This window comes from Streptococcus halitosis (assembly GCF_027691175.1).
Classification (GTDB): domain Bacteria; phylum Bacillota; class Bacilli; order Lactobacillales; family Streptococcaceae; genus Streptococcus; species Streptococcus halitosis_A.
Window position 1 is genome coordinate 580,538 of sequence record NZ_JAQFBD010000001.1, and the last position, 20,574, is coordinate 601,111.

At 39.8% G+C, this 20,574-nt stretch carries 18 protein-coding genes and 2 tRNA genes; 18 read left to right on the forward strand and 2 right to left on the reverse strand.

Going from position 1 to position 20,574, the window contains the following annotated elements; translation table 11 throughout:
• The first annotated feature begins 306 nt into the window (after positions 1–306).
• The 18 genes from PG086_RS02795 to PG086_RS02880 all read left to right on the forward strand — a co-directional run bounded on the left by PG086_RS02795 (position 307) and on the right by PG086_RS02880 (position 17,721).
• Complete coding sequence (locus tag PG086_RS02795) at positions 307–1,863, forward strand: DEAD/DEAH box helicase (protein WP_084940914.1); 1,557 nt, start codon at positions 307–309, stop codon at positions 1,861–1,863.
• 282 nt (positions 1,864–2,145) lie between these two features.
• Positions 2,146–2,934 carry a GTP-sensing pleiotropic transcriptional regulator CodY gene (gene codY, locus PG086_RS02800; protein ID WP_270747745.1) on the forward strand — a complete coding sequence of 263 codons (789 nt, stop codon included), beginning with the start codon at positions 2,146–2,148 and terminating at the stop codon, positions 2,932–2,934.
• Positions 2,934–3,509 (forward strand): cysteine hydrolase family protein, encoded by a 576-nt coding sequence (locus tag PG086_RS02805; protein ID WP_033583504.1) that lies wholly within the window; start codon positions 2,934–2,936, stop codon positions 3,507–3,509. The genes codY and PG086_RS02805 overlap by 1 nt, the downstream gene beginning before the upstream one ends.
• An 80-nt stretch (positions 3,510–3,589) precedes the next feature.
• Positions 3,590–3,675 (forward strand) — tRNA-Leu (locus PG086_RS02810).
• Between the two features lie 392 nt (positions 3,676–4,067).
• Positions 4,068–5,345, forward strand: coding sequence for an ABC transporter permease (locus PG086_RS02815; RefSeq protein WP_084940912.1), 1,278 nt, complete (start codon positions 4,068–4,070; stop codon positions 5,343–5,345).
• A gap of 12 nt (positions 5,346–5,357) precedes the next feature.
• Positions 5,358–6,005, forward strand: a complete 648-nt coding sequence (gene vex2, locus PG086_RS02820) for an ABC transporter ATP-binding subunit Vex2 (protein WP_000173735.1) — start codon at positions 5,358–5,360, stop codon at positions 6,003–6,005.
• A gap of 55 nt (positions 6,006–6,060) precedes the next feature.
• The gene (vex3, locus tag PG086_RS02825) at positions 6,061–7,440 is read left to right on the forward strand and encodes an ABC transporter permease subunit Vex3 (RefSeq protein ID WP_270747748.1); all 1,380 of its coding nucleotides are present in this window, start codon (positions 6,061–6,063) and stop codon (positions 7,438–7,440) included.
• Positions 7,441–7,582: 142 nt separating this feature from the next.
• Positions 7,583–8,239, forward strand: a complete 657-nt coding sequence (vncR, locus tag PG086_RS02830) for a response regulator transcription factor VncR (RefSeq protein WP_009729916.1) — start codon at positions 7,583–7,585, stop codon at positions 8,237–8,239.
• The gene (gene vncS, locus PG086_RS02835; protein WP_000831368.1) at positions 8,236–9,564 is read left to right on the forward strand and encodes a sensor histidine kinase VncS; all 1,329 of its coding nucleotides are present in this window, start codon (positions 8,236–8,238) and stop codon (positions 9,562–9,564) included. Before vncR ends, vncS begins: the two co-directional genes overlap by 4 nt.
• Positions 9,565–9,701: 137 nt before the next feature.
• A complete protein-coding gene (locus PG086_RS02840) occupies positions 9,702–10,583 on the forward strand; it encodes a class II fructose-bisphosphate aldolase (protein WP_001019007.1) in 882 nt (293 codons plus the stop codon).
• A gap of 418 nt (positions 10,584–11,001) precedes the next feature.
• Positions 11,002–11,715 (forward strand): DUF5986 family protein, encoded by a 714-nt coding sequence (locus PG086_RS02845; protein ID WP_270747751.1) that lies wholly within the window; start codon positions 11,002–11,004, stop codon positions 11,713–11,715.
• A gap of 26 nt (positions 11,716–11,741) precedes the next feature.
• On the forward strand, positions 11,742–12,902 hold the full coding sequence (locus PG086_RS02850; protein ID WP_084853772.1) for an XRE family transcriptional regulator: 1,161 nt from the start codon (positions 11,742–11,744) through the stop codon (positions 12,900–12,902).
• Between the two features lie 291 nt (positions 12,903–13,193).
• Positions 13,194–14,186 carry an ABC transporter ATP-binding protein gene (locus tag PG086_RS02855; RefSeq protein ID WP_270747754.1) on the forward strand — a complete coding sequence of 331 codons (993 nt, stop codon included), beginning with the start codon at positions 13,194–13,196 and terminating at the stop codon, positions 14,184–14,186.
• 1 nt (position 14,187) lies between these two features.
• The gene (locus tag PG086_RS02860; RefSeq protein WP_270747755.1) at positions 14,188–15,006 is read left to right on the forward strand and encodes an ABC transporter permease; all 819 of its coding nucleotides are present in this window, start codon (positions 14,188–14,190) and stop codon (positions 15,004–15,006) included.
• A 1-nt stretch (position 15,007) separates the two neighbouring features.
• A complete protein-coding gene (locus PG086_RS02865; protein WP_270747756.1) occupies positions 15,008–15,793 on the forward strand; it encodes an ABC transporter permease in 786 nt (261 codons plus the stop codon).
• A gap of 99 nt (positions 15,794–15,892) precedes the next feature.
• Positions 15,893–15,965: transfer RNA gene (locus PG086_RS02870), tRNA-Thr, on the forward strand.
• 295 nt (positions 15,966–16,260) lie between these two features.
• Positions 16,261–17,160 carry a DUF6287 domain-containing protein gene (locus PG086_RS02875; protein ID WP_270747757.1) on the forward strand — a complete coding sequence of 300 codons (900 nt, stop codon included), beginning with the start codon at positions 16,261–16,263 and terminating at the stop codon, positions 17,158–17,160.
• Positions 17,161–17,403: 243 nt separating this feature from the next.
• A complete protein-coding gene (locus tag PG086_RS02880) occupies positions 17,404–17,721 on the forward strand; it encodes a LiaF transmembrane domain-containing protein (RefSeq protein WP_270747758.1) in 318 nt (105 codons plus the stop codon).
• A gap of 28 nt (positions 17,722–17,749) precedes the next feature.
• On the opposite strand, the gene PG086_RS02885 is transcribed toward PG086_RS02880, so the two are convergent.
• Together PG086_RS02885 and PG086_RS02890 are read right to left on the reverse strand one after the other, a co-directional pair.
• Positions 17,750–19,549, reverse strand: a complete 1,800-nt coding sequence (locus PG086_RS02885; protein WP_270747760.1) for an N-acetylmuramoyl-L-alanine amidase — start codon at positions 19,547–19,549, stop codon at positions 17,750–17,752.
• Between the two features lie 30 nt (positions 19,550–19,579).
• Positions 19,580–20,488, reverse strand: a complete 909-nt coding sequence (locus PG086_RS02890; protein ID WP_270747761.1) for a LysR family transcriptional regulator — start codon at positions 20,486–20,488, stop codon at positions 19,580–19,582.
• Positions 20,489–20,574 lie beyond the last annotated feature (86 nt).

Genomic DNA, 20,574 nt, shown 5'->3' on the forward strand with positions numbered 1-20,574 from the left:
CAAGAAAAAAACTTTTGCACAAATCTGCTACGGGAAAAAATATTGGACTAAAATAGTCTAACGAAAGCTTTCGGGAATCAAGTTCAAAAAATAGAAAAATCGTTTACATGATTTTCCTTAAAGATTCTACTATCTTTTGCCCCGCTCTTGTGTTATACTAGATAGGTTGCAAAGAAACTCGTACTTTTCTTTCGTGGAAAAGAAGCAACACGGTATCTCTTTTTTGTAGAAGATACATCATGAAAAGAAAAGTATATACTAAGCGCTATAGGATGGCTTCGCACCATCTTTAGAAAGAAGAAAAATGTGAAATTTAATGAATTTAACTTGTCTGCTGATTTGCTAGCAGAGATTGAAAAAGCTGGATTTGTAGAAGCCAGTCCCATCCAAGAACAGACCATTCCATTGGCTCTTGAGGGAAAAGACGTTATAGGTCAAGCCCAGACTGGTACAGGGAAAACCGCGGCCTTTGGCTTGCCAACCCTTGAAAAAATCCGTACAGAAGAAGCAACTATTCAAGCCTTGGTCATCGCTCCAACTCGTGAACTTGCTGTCCAAAGTCAAGAAGAACTCTTCCGCTTTGGCCGTAGCAAAGGAGTGAAAGTTCGCTCAGTATATGGTGGATCAAGCATTGAAAAACAAATCAAAGCTCTTAAATCTGGTGCCCATATCGTGGTAGGAACACCAGGCCGTCTCTTGGACTTGATTAAACGCAAGGCCTTGAAATTACAAGATATTGAAACTCTGATTCTTGACGAAGCGGATGAAATGCTCAATATGGGCTTCCTTGAAGACATTGAAGCCATCATTTCCCGTGTCCCTGAAAATCGTCAAACCTTGCTCTTTTCAGCAACCATGCCAGATGCTATCAAACGTATTGGTGTTCAGTTTATGAAAGACCCTGAACATGTCAAGATTGCTGCCAAGGAATTGACAACAGAGCTGGTGGATCAGTACTATATCCGTGTCAAGGAACAAGAGAAATTTGATACTATGACGCGTCTCATGGATGTGGAACAACCAGAACTTGCTATCGTATTTGGTCGTACCAAACGCCGTGTAGATGAATTGACTCGTGGACTTAAAATTCGTGGCTTCCGTGCAGAAGGAATTCATGGTGATTTGGACCAAAATAAACGTCTTCGTGTCCTTCGTGATTTTAAAAATGGCAATCTTGATGTTCTAGTTGCGACAGACGTGGCAGCACGTGGTTTGGATATCTCAGGTGTGACCCATGTCTACAACTACGATATTCCACAAGATCCTGAAAGTTATGTTCACCGTATCGGTCGTACAGGTCGTGCTGGTAAGTCAGGTCAGTCTATTACCTTTGTTTCTCCAAATGAAATGGGCTACCTTCAAATCATCGAAAACTTGACTAAGAAACGCATGAAAGGCTTGAAACCAGCAACAGCAGAAGAAGCCTTCCAAGCTAAGAAACAAGTAGCGCTCAAGAAAATCGAACGCGATTTTGAGGATGAAACTATTCGTGGGAACTTTGAGAAATTTGCTAAAGATGCTCGTAAGTTAGCAGCAGAATTCAGTCCAGAAGAATTGGCTATGTATATCTTGAGCCTGACAGTCCAAGATCCAGACAGCCTGCCTGAAGTGGAGATTGCGCGTGAAAAACCACTGCCGTTCAAACCGTCAGGAAATGGACGTTCTGGAGGTAATCGTGGACGCGACAATCGTCGAGGAGATAACCGTCGTGGTGGTCGCCGTGATGATTTCAAAAAAGGCAGCCGCGGGAACGATCGTTTTGATAAAGACAGACGCTATCGTAATAAAGACAATAAAAAACCTCACAACACTTCAAGTGAAAAGAAAACAGGCTTTGTTATTCGTAACAAAGGAGACAAGTAGGAAAAAGCGATTCACATTGTGAATCGCTTTTATATATAAGGAGACCAAGGGTAAAAGAAGATGGTGATAGTAAAGGATAGGTGAAACGGAAAGGAATTTACCATGTCATCTTCTTATAATGTTATATTAACAAAAAATAATTCAGCTGTCAACACAAAAGAACTCATTTTTCTAAAATATTTTTGCTGTTCAAAATTGTAATTAAATAAGCAATTTTCAGATAATAATTGAAAATTCACGCTCTTTATGTTATAATGGTAGCGATTAAATGCGAGGTAAAAAATGGCACATTTATTAGAAAAAACAAGAAAAATTACTTCTATTTTGAAACGCTCAGAGGAGCAACTTCAAGATGAACTTCCCTATAATGCGATTACACGCCAGTTGGCAGATATTATTGATTGTAACGCTTGTATTGTGAATAGCAAGGGGCGCCTTTTAGGCTACTTCATGCGTTATAAAACGAATACAGATCGTGTAGAGCAGTTTTTTCAAACTAAGATTTTTCCAGATGATTATATCCAAGGTGCAAACATGATCTATGATACGGAAGCCAACCTTCCTGTTGAACATGATTTGACCATTTTCCCTGTAGAGAGCCGTACGGATTTTCCAGATGGTTTGACGACCATTGCTCCGATTCATGTGTCAGGGATTCGCCTAGGTTCGTTGATTATTTGGCGCAATGATAAGAAATTTGAAGATGAAGATTTGATTCTTGTTGAGATTGCGAGCACGGTGGTAGGGATTCAACTGTTGAACTTCCAACGTGAAGAAGATGAGAAAAATATTCGCCGTCGTACGGCTGTTACCATGGCGGTTAATACCCTTTCCTATTCAGAACTTCGTGCCGTATCAGCTATTTTAGCTGAATTGGATGGAAATGAAGGACAGTTGACTGCATCTGTTATTGCAGACCGTATTGGAATTACGCGTTCTGTGATTGTCAATGCGCTTCGTAAACTGGAGTCAGCAGGAATTATTGAGAGCCGTTCACTCGGAATGAAGGGGACTTATCTCAAAGTTTTAATTGGTGATATTTTTGAGGAAGTGAAAAAGAGGGACTACTAATGGCAAAGGCTTTAATCTCGATTGACTATACAGAGGATTTCGTAGCAGACCATGGAAAGCTGACTGCAGGGGCACCTGCTCAAGCAATATCAAAAGCCATTGATCAGGTAACCAGATTGGCTTTTGAACGTGGGGACTATATCTTTTTCACCATTGATGCCCATGAAGAGAAGGATACATTTCACCCAGAAAGCAAGCTCTTTCCGCCACACAACATCATCGGGACTAGTGGCCGCAACCTCTATGGTCCCCTAGCTGACTTTTATGCTGAACATGAGGTGGATAGCCGCGTCTTTTGGATGGACAAGCGGCACTATTCAGCATTTTCAGGAACGGACCTCGATATTCGCCTGCGAGAACGTCGGGTTACTACTGTTATCTTAACAGGTGTTTTGACGGATATTTGTGTTCTTCATACGGCTATTGATGCCTATAATTTAGGTTATCAAATCGAGATTGTCAAGCCTGCAGTTGCCTCTATTTGGCCAGAAAATCATCAGTTTGCTCTTGGTCATTTTAAGAACACTTTGGGAGCCAAGTTGCTGGATGAAAATCTGGCTGAAATCCAAGAATAATTCCCTTGGAAAAATGAAAAAAATCTGAAAAAAGTGTTGACAAAGATTTTGAAAGTTGATATACTAGTAAAGTAATCGACGCGGGGATGGCGGAATTGGCAGACGCGCAGGACTAAGGATCCTGTGACCGCTTTAGGTCGTGAGGGTTCAAGTCCCTCTCTCCGCATAGGATAAGAGTTAGCTTTGGCTGGCTCTTTTTGTTTTTACAAAGAAAACTAGAGGCTACGTTTCGTATATCGAAAAATATTGGCATCAAGAACAGTCATTGTATCAGAACATTTAAACTGAGTTTTTCATTTCATTCTATCAAGAATTTTCTCAGACACAAGTCAGAAAATGAAGAACTTAGGAAATGGAAAATGCTAAGCTGAAAGACGGTGCCAACATTTATAAAATGAAGTAGATTTTTGATTGGTACTATTTATCCTTATATATGAAGAAAAGTTAGCGTTTGCTAGCTTTTTTGTTTTTTCAAAAAATAAATCAAAAAAAATTTTTGATTTCATAAACATTTCATATTTGGATTTTATAATAGTCTTACAAATATGGAGGTGACAAATGAATCCAATCCAAAGAGCTTGGGCTTATGTCAGCAGAAAACGACTGAGAAGTTTTATTTTATTTCTGATTTTATTTGTCCTTTTAGCAGGAATTTCAGCCTGTTTGACTCTGATGAAGTCCAACAAAACAGTAGAAAGCAATCTTTACAAATCACTCAATACTTCATTTTCTATCAAAAAGATAGAAAATGGACAGACCTTCAAGTTGTCTGATCTAGCATCTGTGAGCAAGATTAAGGGACTGGAAAATGTCTCTCCTGAACTCGAGACGGTCGCAAAACTAAAAGACAAGGAAGCAGTGAGTGGTGAGCAGAGCGTCGAACGTGATGACTTGTCAGCTGCGGACAAGAATTTAGTTAGCTTAACGGCTCTTGAGGATTCATCCAAGGATGTCACCTTTACCAGTTCGGCTTTCAATCTAAAAGAAGGGCGACACCTTCAAAAAGGGGACTTCAAGAAAATCCTCATCCACGAAGAGTTGGCCAAGAAGAATGGTCTTTCGCTTCACGACAAGATTCGCTTGGATGCTGGTCAGTCCGAAGCTGGAAAGGGGCAAACAGTTGATTTTGAAATTGTCGGCATCTTTTCTGGTAAAAAACAAGAAAAGTTCACAGGCTTGTCTTCCGACTTCAGTGAAAACCAGGTCTTTACAGACTATGAAAGTAGCCAAACCCTTCTGGGAAATAGTGAAGCTCAAGTCAGTGCAGCGCGCTTCTATGTAGAAAATCCTAAGGAAATGGACGGACTCATGAAGCAGGTGGAAAACTTGGCTTTGGAAAGTCAAGGCTACCAAGTCGAGAAGGAAAACAAGGCCTTTGAACAAATCAAAGACTCAGTTGCAACCTTCCAAACCTTCCTCACCATCTTCCTTTATGGGATGTTGATAGCAGGAGCAGGAGCATTAATCTTGGTCTTGTCTCTCTGGTTGAGAGAAAGAGTCTACGAAGTGGGAATTTTACTCGCACTTGGAAAAAGCAAGAGCTCGATCTTCCTACAGTTCTGTTTAGAGGTAGTGTTGGTATCTCTCGGAGCTTTGCTTCCATCCTTTATCGCTGGAAATGCCATCACATCCTATCTGCTCCAAACTGTACTAGCCAGTGGAGATCAGGCAACCTTACAAGACACGCTGGCCAAAGCAAGCGGTCTATCAACTAGTCTCCTATCCTTTGCAGAATCCTATGTCTTTCTGCTCCTGATTGGTTGCTTGTCTGTAGCCCTTTGTTTCCTATTCTTATTTAGAAAATCGCCGAAAGAAATTTTATCATCTATTAGTTAAGAAGGAGAAATCATGACTTTATTACAATTGCAAGATGTTACCTACCGTTATAAGAACACTGCTGAAGCAGTTTTATATCAGATCAAGTATAATTTTGAACCCGGAAAATTTTATAGTATCATTGGTGAGTCAGGAGCAGGAAAATCCACTCTCTTGTCCCTACTGGCTGGTCTAGATAGCCCTGTTGAAGGTTCTATCCTTTTCCAAGGAGAGGACATTCGGAATAAGGGGTATTCTTACCATCGCATGCACCATATTTCCCTGGTCTTTCAAAATTATAACTTGATAGATTATCTTTCTCCGCTGGAAAATATCCGCTTGGTCAACAAAAAGGCAAGCAAGGATACACTTCTTGAGCTTGGTTTGGATGAAAGTCAGATCAAGCGGAATGTTCTCCAGTTATCAGGTGGTCAACAGCAACGTGTAGCCATCGCTCGCAGTTTAGTCTCAGAAGCTCCAGTTATTCTAGCTGATGAGCCAACAGGAAATCTGGACCCTAAAACTGCTGGAGATATTATCGAACTGCTCAAATCACTTGCCGAGAAAACAGGTAAATGTGTAATCGTCGTCACCCACAGTAAAGAAGTGGCACAAGCGTCAGATATTACACTTGAATTGAAGGATAAGAAACTAACTGAAACTCGCAATACTACAAAATAAGATGAGTTTGTTTTGATAGAATGATAAAAACGAATCAAATCTAGAAAGGGAACCTATGTTACACAACGCATTTGCCTATGTTACAAGGAAGTTTTTCAAATCGATTGTTATCTTCCTGATTATTCTCCTCATGGCGAGCTTAAGTTTGGTCGGCTTGTCGATCAAGGGAGCTACTGCCAAGGCTTCTCAGGAGACATTTAAAAATATCACCAATAGCTTCTCCATGCAAATCAATCGTCGCGTCAACCAAGGAACGCCACGTGGTTCAGGGAATATCAAGGGTGAGGATATCAAAAAAATCACCGAAAACAAGGCCATCGAGTCTTATGTTAAACGCATCAACGCTATCGGAGATTTGACTGGATACGACCTGATTGAAACTCCAGAAACCAAGAAAAATCTCACTGCTGACCGAGCAAAACGGTTTGGAAGTAGTTTGATGATTACAGGTGTCAATGATTCCTCTAAAGAAGATAAGTTTGTCTCTGGTTCATATAAGCTGGTCGAAGGTGAGCACCTAACCAACGACGACAAAGATAAGATCCTCATGCACAAGGATTTGGCAGCCAAACACGGTTGGAAAGTCGGAGATAAGGTCAAATTAGACTCCAATGTTTACGACGCAGACAATGAAAAAGGAGCCAAGGAAACAGTTGAAGTGACTATCAAGGGACTCTTTGATGGTCACAATAATTCGGCAGTAACCTACTCGCAAGAACTCTATGAAAATACAGCTATTACAGACATTCACACAGCTGCAAAACTTTATGGATACACAGAAGACACAGCTATTTATGGGGACGCAACCTTCTTTGTAACAGCAGACAAGAACTTGGATGACGTCATGAAAGAGCTGAATGGTATCAGTGGTATCAACTGGAAGAGCTACACACTTGTGAAGAGCTCCTCTAACTACCCAGCTCTTGAGCAATCCATCTCTGGTATGTACAAGATGGCCAACCTCCTCTTCTGGGGTAGCTTGAGCTTCTCAGTTCTTCTCCTTGCACTCTTGCTTAGTCTTTGGATCAACGCCCGTCGCAAGGAAGTGGGAATCCTCCTCTCTATCGGTCTCAAGCAGGCAAGTATCTTGGGGCAATTCATCACCGAATCTATCCTGATTGCCATCCCTGCTCTCGTTTCGGCTTACTTCCTAGCCAACTACACAGCTCGAGCAATCGGAAATACTGTTCTTGCCAATGTCACTTCAGGTGTTGCCAAGCAAGCCAGCAAGGCTGCTCAAGCCTCTAACCTTGGTGGTGGTGCAGAAGTAGATGGCTTTAGTAAGACCTTGTCGAGCCTAGACATTTCCATTCAGACATCAGACTTTATCATCGTCTTTGTTCTTGCTTTGGTTCTAGTGGTTCTCGTTATGGCGCTTGCTTCAAGCAATCTCCTTAGAAAACAACCAAAAGAACTCTTGCTCGATAGCGAATAAAAAACTTGCTACCTATTCTCTCCTAAATGGGGTATAATATAGGTAGCATTTTTATCTATTTCATCTTGATGGGAAGAGGTTTTATCAGGATGAAACTGAGATAATTTACAAGAAATTTAAAGGAATGTGAAAAATTTTTTCTATGAAAATTTTAATTGTAGAAGATGAAGAGATGATCCGTGAGGGGATCAGTGACTATTTGACGGATTGTGGTTATGAAACCATTGAAGCAGCAGATGGACAAGAAGCTTTGGAAAAATTTTCCAGCTATGAAGTTGCTCTAGTACTACTGGATATCCAGATGCCCAAGCTTAATGGCCTAGAAGTCCTAGCTGAGATTCGTAAGACCAGTCAGGTTCCTGTCTTGATGCTGACCGCCTTTCAGGATGAGGAATACAAGATGAGTGCTTTTGCTTCTCTAGCAGACGGTTATCTGGAAAAACCCTTCTCCCTGTCTCTCTTAAAAGTGAGGGTGGACGCGATTTTCAAGCGCTACTACGATACAGGACGAATCTTCTCTTATAAGGATACCAAGGTAGACTTTGAAAGCTATAGTGCAAGCCTCGCAGGTCAAGAAGTGGCCATCAATGCCAAAGAGTTGGAAATTCTGGACTATCTGGTGAAAAATGAGGGACGGGCCTTGACTCGTTCTCAGATAATTGATGCGGTCTGGAAGGTGACAGATGAGGTTCCCTTTGACCGTGTCATTGATGTCTATATCAAGGAACTGCGGAAAAAGCTAGACTTGGATTGTATCCTCACTGTGCGCAATGTTGGTTATAAATTGGAGCGAAAATGAAACGAACAGGTCTATTTACTAAAATATTTATCTATACCTTCTCGATTTTTAGTGTTCTGGTTATTTGTCTTCATTTAGCTATTTATTTTCTCTTTCCATCGACTTATCTGAGCCACCGTCAGGAAACCATTGGTCAGAAAGCGACAGCTATTGCCCAGTCCCTAGAAGGAAAGGATAGGCAAAGTATCGAGCAAGTGTTAGATTTGTATTCCCAGACCAGTGATATCAAAGGGTCCGTTAAGGGTGAGATGACTGAGGACAAGTTAGAGGTTAAGGATAATTTTCCACTAGATACAGCTCGCCAGACAACTTCACTCTTCATTGAGGAACGCGAGGTAAAAACGCAAGATGGTAGCACTATGACTCTTCAGTTTCTAGCTTCCATGGATTTGCAAAAAGAAGCAGAGCAGATCAGTCTCCAGTTTCTTCCCTATACCTTGCTGGCATCCTTTCTGATTTCCCTCTTGGTGGCCTACATCTATGCTCGGACCATTGTTGCACCGATTTTGGAAATCAAGCGAGTGACCCGTCGGATGATGGATTTGGATGCCCAAGTGCGATTGCGTGTAGATTCTAAGGATGAGATTGGTGATCTCAAGGAACAAATCAATAGCCTTTACCAGCATCTTTTGACTGTTATTGCGGACTTGCATGACAAGAATGAAGCTATTCTCCAGCTGGAGAAGATGAAGGTTGAGTTTCTACGAGGGGCTTCTCATGAATTGAAAACACCTCTGGCCAGTTTGAAAATCCTGATTGAGAATATGAAAGAAAATATCGGTCGCTATAGAGATAGAGACCACTATCTGGGAGTTGCCTTGGGGATTGTGGATGACCTCAGTCATCACGTTCTCCAGATATTGTCTCTTTCTTCTGTTCAGGAATTGCGAGAGGAGAAAGAAAAGGTTGACCTCCTTCAGATGACGCAAAGTCTAGTCAAGAATTATGCTTTACTAGCCAAGGAGAGAGAACTTCAGGTAGACATTAACCTAACCCATCAGCAGGCATACATAAACCCATCTGTCATGAAACTAATCCTATCGAATCTCATCAGTAATGCTATCAAGCACTCCACTCCAGGTGGCCTGGTCTACATTGGCGAGAGAGAAGGAGAACTCTTTATCGAGAATAGCTGTAGTCCTGAAGAACAAGAACAATTGGCCCAGTCTTTTTCTGGAAATGCTAGTCGCAAGGCCAAGGGTTCGGGGATGGGGATCTTTGTGGTCAAAAGTTTATTAGAACATGAGAAATTGCCTTATCGTTTTGAAAGGCAGGATGATCGCTTGACTTTCTTTATACGCTTTCCTAGAGTTAGCCAAGATTAAAAAAGAAAGGGTTTACATTGATTGGATTGGAAGAAATTCAATCTAAAGCATGGGAAAAACTAGCTTTTTTTATCAAAAAGTGATAAAATGAACAATGTAAATGGGATGTCCCAAAAAATATATAGGAGGCCTGACAAATGGCAATCGTTTCAGCAGAAAAATTTGTCCAAGCAGCTCGTGACAACGGTTATGCAGTTGGTGGATTTAACACAAACAACCTTGAGTGGACTCAAGCTATCTTGCGTGCAGCAGAAGCTAAAAAAGCTCCAGTTTTGATCCAAACTTCTATGGGTGCTGCGAAATACATGGGTGGTTACAAAGTATGTAAACTTCTCATCGAAAACCTTGTAGAATCAATGGGAATTACTGTACCAGTTGCTATTCACCTTGACCATGGTCATTATGAAGATGCACTTGAATGTATCCGAGTTGGTTATACTTCAGTTATGTTTGACGGTTCACACCTTCCAGTTGAAGAAAACCTTGAAAAAGCTCGTAAAGTTGTAGAATTTGCTCATGCAAACGGCGTATCAGTAGAAGCTGAAGTTGGTACTATCGGTGGTGAAGAAGACGGAATCATTGGTGATGGCGAATTGGCTCCTATTGAAGATGCTAAAGCAATGGTTGCAACTGGTATTGACTTCTTGGCAGCTGGTATCGGTAACATCCACGGTCCTTACCCAGCAAACTGGAAAGGTCTTCACCTTGATCACTTGCAAAAATTGACAGAAGCAGTTCCAGGCTTCCCAATCGTATTGCATGGTGGTTCAGGTATTCCTGATGACCAAATCCAAGCAGCTATCAAACTTGGTGTTGCGAAAGTTAACGTTAACACTGAATGCCAAATCGCATTTGCTAACGCAACTCGTAAATTTGTTGCTGAATACGAAGCAAACGAAGCAGAATACGATAAGAAGAAACTCTTTGACCCACGTAAATTCTTGAAACCAGGTTTCGAAGCAATTACAGAAGCTGTTGAAGAACGTATCGACGTATTCGGTTCAGAAGGTAAAGCATAATCTAGCTGAACAATACAGATAGAACCTGCCCATTGGGTGGGTTTTTTTGTGGTTATTTTTATGGAGAATATACTTAAGACTACTATATCCAAAGCTGCTAAACGAATGTAATTTTTTACAATGATTCTAAGACTACCCTTGGCTAATAAATATAACAGCTTTACGCCTGTTTTCAAAGGAAATCACTGTCTTTCCCAAAGTAAATTGGAACACCTAATTTTTAGGAATACAGAGTAGCTAAATTAATGATAGAACTTTCATTCAAAATAACAATATGATTTTTCTAGTTTCGTGATCTAAGTATTAAAAGTATCCAAATAGATAAGGGAGATAAAAAAATAATAATAAAAACCAATAATAGTTGACTTTTTTGAAAAAAAATCTTAAAATAAGACTATAAATTTCAAAGAGGTGTTCTATGGAAAATTTACCAACCCAAATCTTTAAGTTTGCTCAAGTATTTTCAACAAGTCGCAAGAAAGATATTGAGAAAATATTTTATGATAATGAGTTTGAAACTAAGAATAGTCTACCAATTTTAACTTGGGATTTTATTTATCGTGATATTGTAAACACCGCCAAAGTAAATGGTTTAATATCACCCACTATGTATATGGGCGCTCTGTGGACGGCAAGAGGAGTAATTATTGAGGGTGTTCTATATGTTTTTATGATGAATAAAAGATTTGAAGATGTAACTAATAAATACAAAAAGCATCACTATCTTACTTGTATAGCACGTGCGAAAAATTCTCATTTAAATGGAAAAGAAGACGGTAAACTATCCATTGAATTATTTAATGATCTGGATGATGATGGGTTGAGTGATTCACAAATTGAACAAGCGAAGAAATTATTGGGAGATCATTATAATTCGATTGATGAGATTAGGGTTGTTACCTTTGATAAAAAAACTAAAGAAGTGATTGTTAATCAGGTAAATGCCTTTTGTGAATTTATTGATGCTGTAAATATCACAGAATTTGATTTTACAAAACTTGAAGAAGATGGACGTGGAAATAATCCTGAAAAACCTCTTGTTGCATTGAAATCTGACGTACAGAAACAATTGGAGTCACAAAAGCATGTTAGTCTTCCTGTTGAAAAGAAGGAAGAGAATACTAAATTATAATATTTTATATAAAATAGGAGTAAATAATGCTTCAGATTAGTTTTAATGGTGCTCGCTTAAAAGAGGCAAGACTTTTTAACAAAAAAAGTATTACTCAGATTGCAGAGTTTTTAAACGTTTCAAAACAAATGGTTTCTAAATATGAAAAAGGACGAGCAACGCCAAGTGAAGAATCGTTAGAAATATTGGAAAAGAAATTAAAGTTTCCGAGAGATTTCTTTTTTGGAAATGATAATTTTAGCTTAAGTTCTACAGGCACATTTTTTAGAAGTCGTTACACAGCGACTCAAACAGAAAAAATGCCTGCAGAAATAAATAAAAACTATGTTGCTTTAATAAGAGATTATTTGGGAGAATTTATTGATTTTCCAAATCTTGACTGGGGTCTTTCTGGTTTAGACTATACTCCACAAGAATACGCAAGCTACATAAGAGAGAAATGGGAACTTGGAGATAGACCAATTGATAACTTGTCGTTGTTGATGGAAGAAAAAGGTTTTGTTATTTCTAGAATAGACACTCAGAGTGATAAAGTTGATGCTTTTGGTTCAGCTGTCAAAGTAAATAATAATGAGTATTATGTTGTTATGTTAGAGGGGACAGAGTATTCATTCTATCGTCAGCAGTTTAGTTTAGCCCATGAATTAGGACATTGGTTAATGCATGAAAGTTGTAAGTCACCTCAAGACATGGGAGCAATTGAATATAAGCAAATGGAAGACGAAGCGAATGAGTTTGCGGCTGAATTTCTATTGCCAATGGATTCGTTTAAAGCTTCTCTCATTGGGTATGAAAATGATCTAGAGTACTACAGGTATCTAAAAAGAATTTGGCAAGTCTCAATTAGTATGATGATAATGCGTGCTAAGTCATTGAATATCATAGATTCCAATGAGTATACAAACTTGTATAAGAAGCTTAGTTACAGAGGTTGGAGAAAAAATGAGCCCTTAGACTCAACGAAATTGATTAGTAATCCTCTATCTTTAAAACAGTCAGTAGAGCTATTAGTGGAAAATAGAATTGTGATGGATATATCTGCTGATATATATAGAGTATACAATAAATTATTGCCGAATTTTTTAATTGAGGATTTATGTGGCTTAGAGGCAGGATATCTTGATGAACTGAATGATAGGTATCCAAATATTATTAGTCTTACTAAAGAAAGAATAAGAAGAACATAGAATAGTCCAAAGTGTACTTTTTACAATTCGTAGCCTGCCCAATGGGCAGGTTTTTTGGTGTTTTAAGGAAACTATTAAACCAGAATTTTTGATTAAAACTATTATTTTAAGAGTAAAATCTCTAATTTCATAATCTTCAGGCAAACGCTTGCATTCCGTTTTTTATTGGGCTATAATGGGTTGGTATAAAGCCTTTTGTAGTAATAAAATGTAGAAGTTGTAGAAAGTAAGGATTTAGATATTTGTAGTTAAAAATACAATGTTGCTATTCCTTGCTATAGGGAGAGATTTATGGCAATGATAGAAGTGGAACATCTTCAGAAAAATTTTGTGAAGACAGTAAAGGAGCCGGGGTTAAAGGGGGCTTTGCGCTCTTTTATTCACCCTGAAAAGCAAACCTTTAAAGCGGTTAAAGATTTGACCTTCGAGGTACCCAAGGGCCAAATTTTAGGCTTTATCGGAGCTAATGGTGCTGGGAAGTCGACAACCATCAAAATGCTGACAGGGATTTTGAAACCGACATCTGGTTTTTGTCGAATCAATGGCAAGATTCCGCAGGACAATCGCCAAGACTATGTCAAGGATATTGGGGTTGTCTTTGGACAACGCACCCAGCTATGGTGGGATTTGGCTCTGCAAGAGACCTACACGGTCTTGAAAGAGATTTACGATGTGCCAGACTCGCTCTTTCATAAGCGCATGGACTTTTTGAATGAGGTCTTGGATTTAAAGGAATTTATCAAGGACCCCGTGCGAACTCTTTCACTGGGTCAACGGATGCGGGCAGACATTGCGGCTTCCTTGCTCCACAATCCCAAGGTTCTCTTTTTAGATGAACCGACCATTGGTTTGGATGTGTCGGTCAAGGATAACATTCGTCGGGCTATTACCCAGATCAATCAGGAGGAAGAGACTACCATTCTCTTGACTACTCACGATCTGAGTGATATTGAGCAGCTCTGTGATCGGATTTTCATGATTGATAAGGGGCAGGAGATTTTTGATGGAACGGTTAGCCAGCTTAAGGAGACCTTTGGCAAGATGAAGACTCTTTCTTTTGAACTGGTACCAGGTCAAACTCATCTCTTCTCTCACTATAAAGGCTTACCTGATATGACCATTGATAGACAAGGAAATAGCCTCAATATTGAATTTGATAGTTCCCGCTACCAGTCGGCTGATATTATCAAGCAAACCTTGTCTGATTTTGAGATTCGCGATTTGAAGATGATGGATACGGATATTGAGGATATTATCCGTCGTTTCTATCGGAAGGAGCTCTAAGATGGTCAAATTGTGGAGACGTTATAAACCCTTTATCGATGCAGGGATTCAGGAGTTGATTACCTATCGAGTCAACTTTATTCTCTATCGGATTGGGGATGTTATGGGAGCTTTTGTGGCTTTCTATCTTTGGAAAGCGGTCTTTGATTCCTCACAGGAGTCCTTGATTCAAGGCTTTAGTATGGCAGATATCACCCTCTACATCATCATGAGTTTTGTGACTAATCTTCTGACTAGGTCAGATAGCTCCTTTATGATTGGTGAGGAGGTCAAGGATGGTTCCATTATCATGCGCTTGTTGAGACCGGTGCATTTTGCGGCTTCGTACCTCTTTACAGAGCTTGGATCCAAGTGGTTGATTTTTATCTCTGTTGGACTGCCATTTTTAAGTGTTATTGTATTGATGAAAATCTTATCTGGGCAAGGGGGTATAGAAGTACTGGGATTAACTGTCCTATATCTTTCTAGCTTGACGCTGGCCTATCTAATTAACTTTTTCTTTAATATCTGTTTTGGTTTTTCAGCCTTTGTATTTAAAAATCTTTGGGGTTCCAATCTCCTCAAGACTTCCATAGTGGCCTTTATGTCTGGAAGTTTGATTCCCTTGGCTTTCTTTCCTAAAATCGTTTCAGATATTCTGTCCTTCTTACCTTTTTCATCCTTGATCTACACCCCAGTTATGATCATTGTTGGGAAATACGATGCCAGTCAGATTCTTCAGGCGCTTTTGCTACAGTTTTTCTGGCTTTTGGTAATGCTTGGCTTGTCTCAGTTAATCTGGAAACGGGTTCAGTCATTCATCACTATTCAGGGAGGTTAGTATGAAAAAATATCAACGCATGCATCTGATTTTTATCAGACAATACATCAAGCAAATCATGGAATACAAGGTTGATTTTGTGGTTGGTGTCTTGGGAGTCTTTCTGACTCAAGGCTTGAACCTCTTGTTTCTTAATGTCATTTTTCAGCACATTCCATCCCTAGAAGGCTGGACCTTTCAAGAGATAGCCTTTATCTACGGTTTTTCCTTGATTCCCAAGGGATTGGATCATCTCTTTTTTGACAATCTCTGGGCACTGGGGCAACGCTTGGTGCGAAAAGGGGAGTTTGACAAGTATCTAACGCGTCCTATTAATCCTCTCTTTCACATCTTAGTTGAGACCTTTCAGATTGATGCCTTGGGCGAACTTTTGGTCGGAGGCATCCTACTGGGCACAACAGTGACTAGCATTGCTTGGACTCTTCCAAAATTCCTGCTTTTTCTAGTTTGTATTCCTTTTGCGACCTTGATTTATACTTCCTTGAAAATCGCGACAGCTAGTATCGCTTTTTGGACAAAGCAGTCAGGAGCCATGATTTACATTTTTTATATGTTTAATGACTTTGCCAAGTATCCGATTTCCATTTACAATTCGGTCCTTCGTTGGTTAATTAGCTTTATTGTACCTTTCGCCTTTACGGCCTATTATCCTGCCAGCTATTTCTTGCAGGATAAGGATGTCTTCTTTAATATCGGTGGTTTGATTCTGATTTCCCTTGTCTTCTTTATGATTTCTTTGAAACTATGGGGCAGAGGCTTGGATGCCTACGAAAGTGCGGGTTCGTAAAAGGAAGAAACTCAAAGCCTCGTCTCAGGACAGACTTTTTTAATAGTGATGAAAATTTCTTGACATCTATTCTCAGAGTGCTATACTAAAAGGGTAATCGCCGATTTAGCTCAGTTGGTAGAGCAACGCACTCGTAACGCGTAGGTCACAGGTTCGATCCCTGCAATCGGCAGAATCAAGAAGCCTTAATTAGGCTTCTTTTTTTGTAAATATAGGAAAGGTGGAACGTTTGAGGTAGGTTCTATTTAACATCTGAGACTCCTGCTTATAAATAAAAACTAAAATTTATATTTTGTGGTATAATATATTTTAATAAGCACTTGTTTTCGTTCCGTTTCAGAGGACTAGAGGCTGGTAATCATTCTAGAATTTTTTGCATAGGTTTTCTAAAAATTATAAAAATCCGTGGATAATAACGAATGAAGTCTAGCAAGCTTGGCTGAATATAAATCAAAAAGGAGAAAATTATGAATAAGAAAGAATGGGTAAAACAATTTGAGGAGGCGAATGGTCGCAAGCCAACTGCATCAGAATTAGCAGAGGCGCAGTCAACTAAAAAGTTTGCGAGAGGAACTAGAAATATCAAAATCTATATTGGGATAGTCCTCGGTATTTTGGTTGCTATAATCCTAGTAAGTGTTTTCTCGCATTCTTTGATTGGAAAAAAAGAGTCAAATCAAGCATCGTCTGCCGTTTCAACTACAGAGTCAACAAGTCAATCGTCTACAAGCCAAGGAAAAACAGATGAGACTGATAAGGATAAACAAGAGGAAATTCAAAAACTCAAGGATCAACTGATTGCTTTAGATACCAAAATTACGGAATCAGAAGCACTTGTTAGCAAGTTGAAGAAAGAAACTACCGTTCCAAAACTAGATATTGAAGCAATCAAGAACAATGATTTGTCTAGTTTAGAAGGTACTTGGCGTAGTCAATCTGGTAATGAATACATTATTAATGATTCTGGAGAAGTACGTGCGACTTGGTTTACAAATGATCAAAAGTACGAATCTGTAGTTGGATTAAAGGTATCAAAAGGACAAGATAGTCGTAACCCTGAGACAGCGTCTATCAGTGCATGGGTAAAAGATTCTGTTGCTGGAGGATTTGTAGTAGTAGCTGTGCCAAGTGGAGTTGTTATGAAACCTGCTGATGATGGAAAGATTACGGATAAAAGCAATCATGCTGAGGAAAGACTACTTTCTGGACAAGAGTATGGAGCGATGTTAATGAAACCAGAAGATGTTTATTATCGTGTGAAACCAGATACTAGTAAAGTTGAGGAAGCAGAAAAGAACTTAGCTCAACTACAAGCAGATCGTGAAGCAATCAAATCTTCTCTAGAATCTAAGGAAAAGAAAAACTAGTTTAGAATCTAACTTTAGATTATCTTAGTTCAGAAATGCCCTTGTACTCGGCAAAATCAAGAAGCCCATTAGGGCTTCTTTTTCTTTTATCACCACTATTCAACCACTTAGACTGAGATAGAGACCAGATAGGCAAAAGAGGTTGTTCTGGGGGAAACCCTCTGCTATAATAATTTTTGTAAAGGGTGTGAGGCGTCAATATCAGACAACTCAAGAACCCAAAAAAGAAAATGGAGACAAAAAATGAAAAAATTATTGGGACTTGTATTTTTAGTAGCAGCAGCGGTTGTATTGTATTTCGGTTCTGTTGGTTGGCCAAGTTTGGATGTCAATCTCTGGTCACTCATTCCGGTAGGATTGTTCCTCTATTTCACGCTAGAAAACTTTTTGAAAAAAGACTACAAGGCTAGCTTGATGTGCTTGATCATCGCCTTTATCATTGTAAATGCTATTTTTGATCTATTACCAATTTCAAGTGGTTTGGTGATTGGTGCCGGTGTGCTAGCTTGTGTAGGACTTGGTTACCTCTTTCCTGATAAAGATAAAAAAGAAGGCAAATAAAAAGTCTCGAGATTTCTCGAGACTTTTTTTACTGACCAGCGTAATATTTTTGGATCCCTTTCACAATACCTGCGACCAGTTTATCTTGGTAGTGGCTATCTCTGATTTGTTGGTTTTCGGTGAAATTATCCATATAACCAAGCTCTAGGAGGACTGCTGGTTTGGCTGTTTCGCGTAGTACAGCAAAGCTACTTTCCAATAAGCCAGCATCCTTTGCCCCTGTTTCTGCAAGGAGAGAGGAGTGGATGGCAGCGGCGAGGCGTTTGCTTTCACTCATACGATCAGGGTGATTGTGCCAGTATTGATTAATCTTACTTGGATAATCAGGTTCATCTCTATAGGAGTAGGTTTGAATACCGCTCGCTTTTGAGTATGCGCTACCAGTTGCATTGAAGTGAATACTGATAAAGATGTCAGAGTTGGTCTTATTAACCATACGAGAACGTTCGGTAACAAAGTCAACGTCAATATCGCTATCACGAGAGGTGAGGACCTTGTAGCCCAGTTCTTCTAACTTAGCACGAAGTTTATGGTAAATCTGCATGTTGAGATCTTTCTCAGCGACATTGTAGTAAAAGGCACCAGAATCTTGACCACCATGTCCAGGATCTAGGAAGATGGTATTGTTGTATTGACCCTTTGTAAATCCACCTTCAGTTGAAACTTCAGAAATCCATTGGCCGTATTTTTGGAACAAGTGTTCCTTGCCGTCTATCTTGTAAGTTCCTGATACATAATGTCCACTATCGTCCAGATAGTAACGAGCCTTGTAATAGTCGTCGTAAATCCACTCATTCTTGGCCATATAACCGCCAGACTTGAGGTAGTATGCCCCAATCCACTCCTGATTTGCATAACGGCCATCCGCTTTTAGATAGAACCAGCTATTGTAGGATTTATCGAAGATCCACTCTTTCTCCGCCATGGCCCCGCTGGCTTTGAGGTAGTAGCTTTCTTTCCATTTATTGGAAAGCATGACTCCATTTTGTTCAAAAGCATACCAAGAGCCATTGATTTTCTCCCATTTATCTTGGCTGTATTTCCCATATGCATTAGCGTAATACCAATTTTCATTGATTCTCACCCAAGAGTTTTCTGCCATGGCTCCGCTATCGCCTAGCAGGTAGGCACCAATGGTTGTCTGGCTGAGCATCACGCCGTTTTTATCAAAATAATACCAAGAACCGTTGATTTTCTCCCACTTGTCTTGCGAGATTCTGCTAGATGGTGTGACATAATACCAATTTTGGTCTAATTTAATCCACCCCTTTTCTGCCATAGCTCCACTATTTGTGAGCAGATAGCCGTCAACGGAGGTGTTGCTGAGCATGCTTCCAGTTTGGTCAAAATAGTACCAAGATCCGTTAATTTTTTTCCAGGTATTCTGAGCTAATCGTCCAGAGGAATCAGCATAATACCATTGGTTGTCCAAATTGGTCCAGCTATTTTCTACCATAACCCCATCTTGGTCAAAGGCATAGCCTTTGTAGATAGTAGAATGAAGACGATTACCATCTTGATCGAAGTAGTACCATTTGCCTTGGATTTGTTTCCAGTTCAAAGCAGGTTTATCATCTTGGTAAAAACGCCAGTGGTGATTTTCTTGGTACCACCCTTCTTTTGGGGGCTTGTCTTCTTGCACATCTACTTTCGGAAGCACCTCTGATTTAGAGTTTTCCTCAACACTCGACTCTTTCTTTTCTTCTTTGTCAATTGATTCCTTGACAGCAGATGTGGATTGAGTTGTGTTTTCTTCTCCTGAGACGGATGCGGGTGCCAATCCTGCGATTGAAAGGATTAAAGCACTAGTCAGTAGTATCTTTTTCACTTTCTATTTCCTAACTTTTTCTTTTTCCTATTAATTATCAAATTGAACTTCTTCTACTAAGTATTCGATAAAGCGTTCGCCCATCTTAGACAGGTTGGTTTTTTCATGCTGGATGTAGACTAGCTCGATAGGATCGTCTATGTCCAGTGGAATGGAAACGATATTGTCTCCGTTGAGGTTGCTGTTCAAAATCCCTGTTGCAATCGTGTATCCGTCCAAACCAATTAAGAGATTAAAGAGGGTGGCACGGTCGCTGACCACGATAGATTTTTTGTGGTATTCCTGCGAGAGAATCTCTTCAGAGAAGTAGAAGGAGTTGTGAGTCCCTTGGTCATAGCTGAGGTAAGGGAAGTTCTCCAAGTCTTCTAGTTTAACCTTATCTTTCTTTGCTAGAGGGTTGGTTTTGCTGACAAAGATATGAGGTTGCGCAGTAAAGAGGTGGTGGGCTAAGAGGTGATTGTCATCCAGCATTTTCGTTAAAACATCGCGGTTGTAGCTGTTTAAAAAGAGGACACCGACCTCGCTACGGAAGTTCTTGACGTCATCGATAATCTCCCAAGTCCGAGTTTCACGAAGGAAGAGCTCGTATTTTTCCATATCACTTTTCTTGAGCAAAGAAACAAAGGCATTGACTACAAAGGCATAGTGCTGAGAGGAAACGCTGAAAAGTTCGCGGTGGGCGATAGGATTTTTATAACGTTCCTCAAGAAGCTGCGTTTGCTCAACGACCTGACGGGCATAGGAGAGAAACTCCATCCCATCACGAGTCAAGGTAATGCCCTTGGGATTGCGGATAAAGATTTCAATGCCCATTTCATTTTCCAAGTCTCGAACGGCATTAGAGAGACTGGGTTGAGTGATAAAGAGTTGCTTGGCTGCTTCATTCATAGAGCCAGTTTCGACGATTTTGATAATATAGTGTAGTTGTTGAATTCTCATGTTTTTATTGTACCACACTTGCGGAAGAATGGGCAATGAAGACGAAGAAAATAGGGGGAAAGAGCCGGTCCAGTATTGAAAAAAAG

Coding starts and splice junctions, on each gene's coding strand:
- codY (WP_270747745.1), top strand. CDS start 2,146: ATGGCACATTTATTAGAAAAAACAAGAAAAATTACTTCTATTTTGAAA.
- PG086_RS02805 (WP_033583504.1), top strand. CDS start 2,934: ATGGCAAAGGCTTTAATCTCGATTGACTATACAGAGGATTTCGTAGCA.
- PG086_RS02815 (WP_084940912.1), top strand. CDS start 4,068: ATGAATCCAATCCAAAGAGCTTGGGCTTATGTCAGCAGAAAACGACTG.
- vex2 (WP_000173735.1), top strand. CDS start 5,358: ATGACTTTATTACAATTGCAAGATGTTACCTACCGTTATAAGAACACT.
- vex3 (WP_270747748.1), top strand. CDS start 6,061: ATGTTACACAACGCATTTGCCTATGTTACAAGGAAGTTTTTCAAATCG.
- vncR (WP_009729916.1), top strand. CDS start 7,583: ATGAAAATTTTAATTGTAGAAGATGAAGAGATGATCCGTGAGGGGATC.
- vncS (WP_000831368.1), top strand. CDS start 8,236: ATGAAACGAACAGGTCTATTTACTAAAATATTTATCTATACCTTCTCG.
- PG086_RS02840 (WP_001019007.1), top strand. CDS start 9,702: ATGGCAATCGTTTCAGCAGAAAAATTTGTCCAAGCAGCTCGTGACAAC.
- PG086_RS02845 (WP_270747751.1), top strand. CDS start 11,002: ATGGAAAATTTACCAACCCAAATCTTTAAGTTTGCTCAAGTATTTTCA.
- PG086_RS02850 (WP_084853772.1), top strand. CDS start 11,742: ATGCTTCAGATTAGTTTTAATGGTGCTCGCTTAAAAGAGGCAAGACTT.
- PG086_RS02855 (WP_270747754.1), top strand. CDS start 13,194: ATGGCAATGATAGAAGTGGAACATCTTCAGAAAAATTTTGTGAAGACA.
- PG086_RS02860 (WP_270747755.1), top strand. CDS start 14,188: ATGGTCAAATTGTGGAGACGTTATAAACCCTTTATCGATGCAGGGATT.
- PG086_RS02865 (WP_270747756.1), top strand. CDS start 15,008: ATGAAAAAATATCAACGCATGCATCTGATTTTTATCAGACAATACATC.
- PG086_RS02875 (WP_270747757.1), top strand. CDS start 16,261: ATGAATAAGAAAGAATGGGTAAAACAATTTGAGGAGGCGAATGGTCGC.
- PG086_RS02880 (WP_270747758.1), top strand. CDS start 17,404: ATGAAAAAATTATTGGGACTTGTATTTTTAGTAGCAGCAGCGGTTGTA.
- PG086_RS02890 (WP_270747761.1), bottom strand. CDS start 20,488: ATGAGAATTCAACAACTACACTATATTATCAAAATCGTCGAAACTGGC.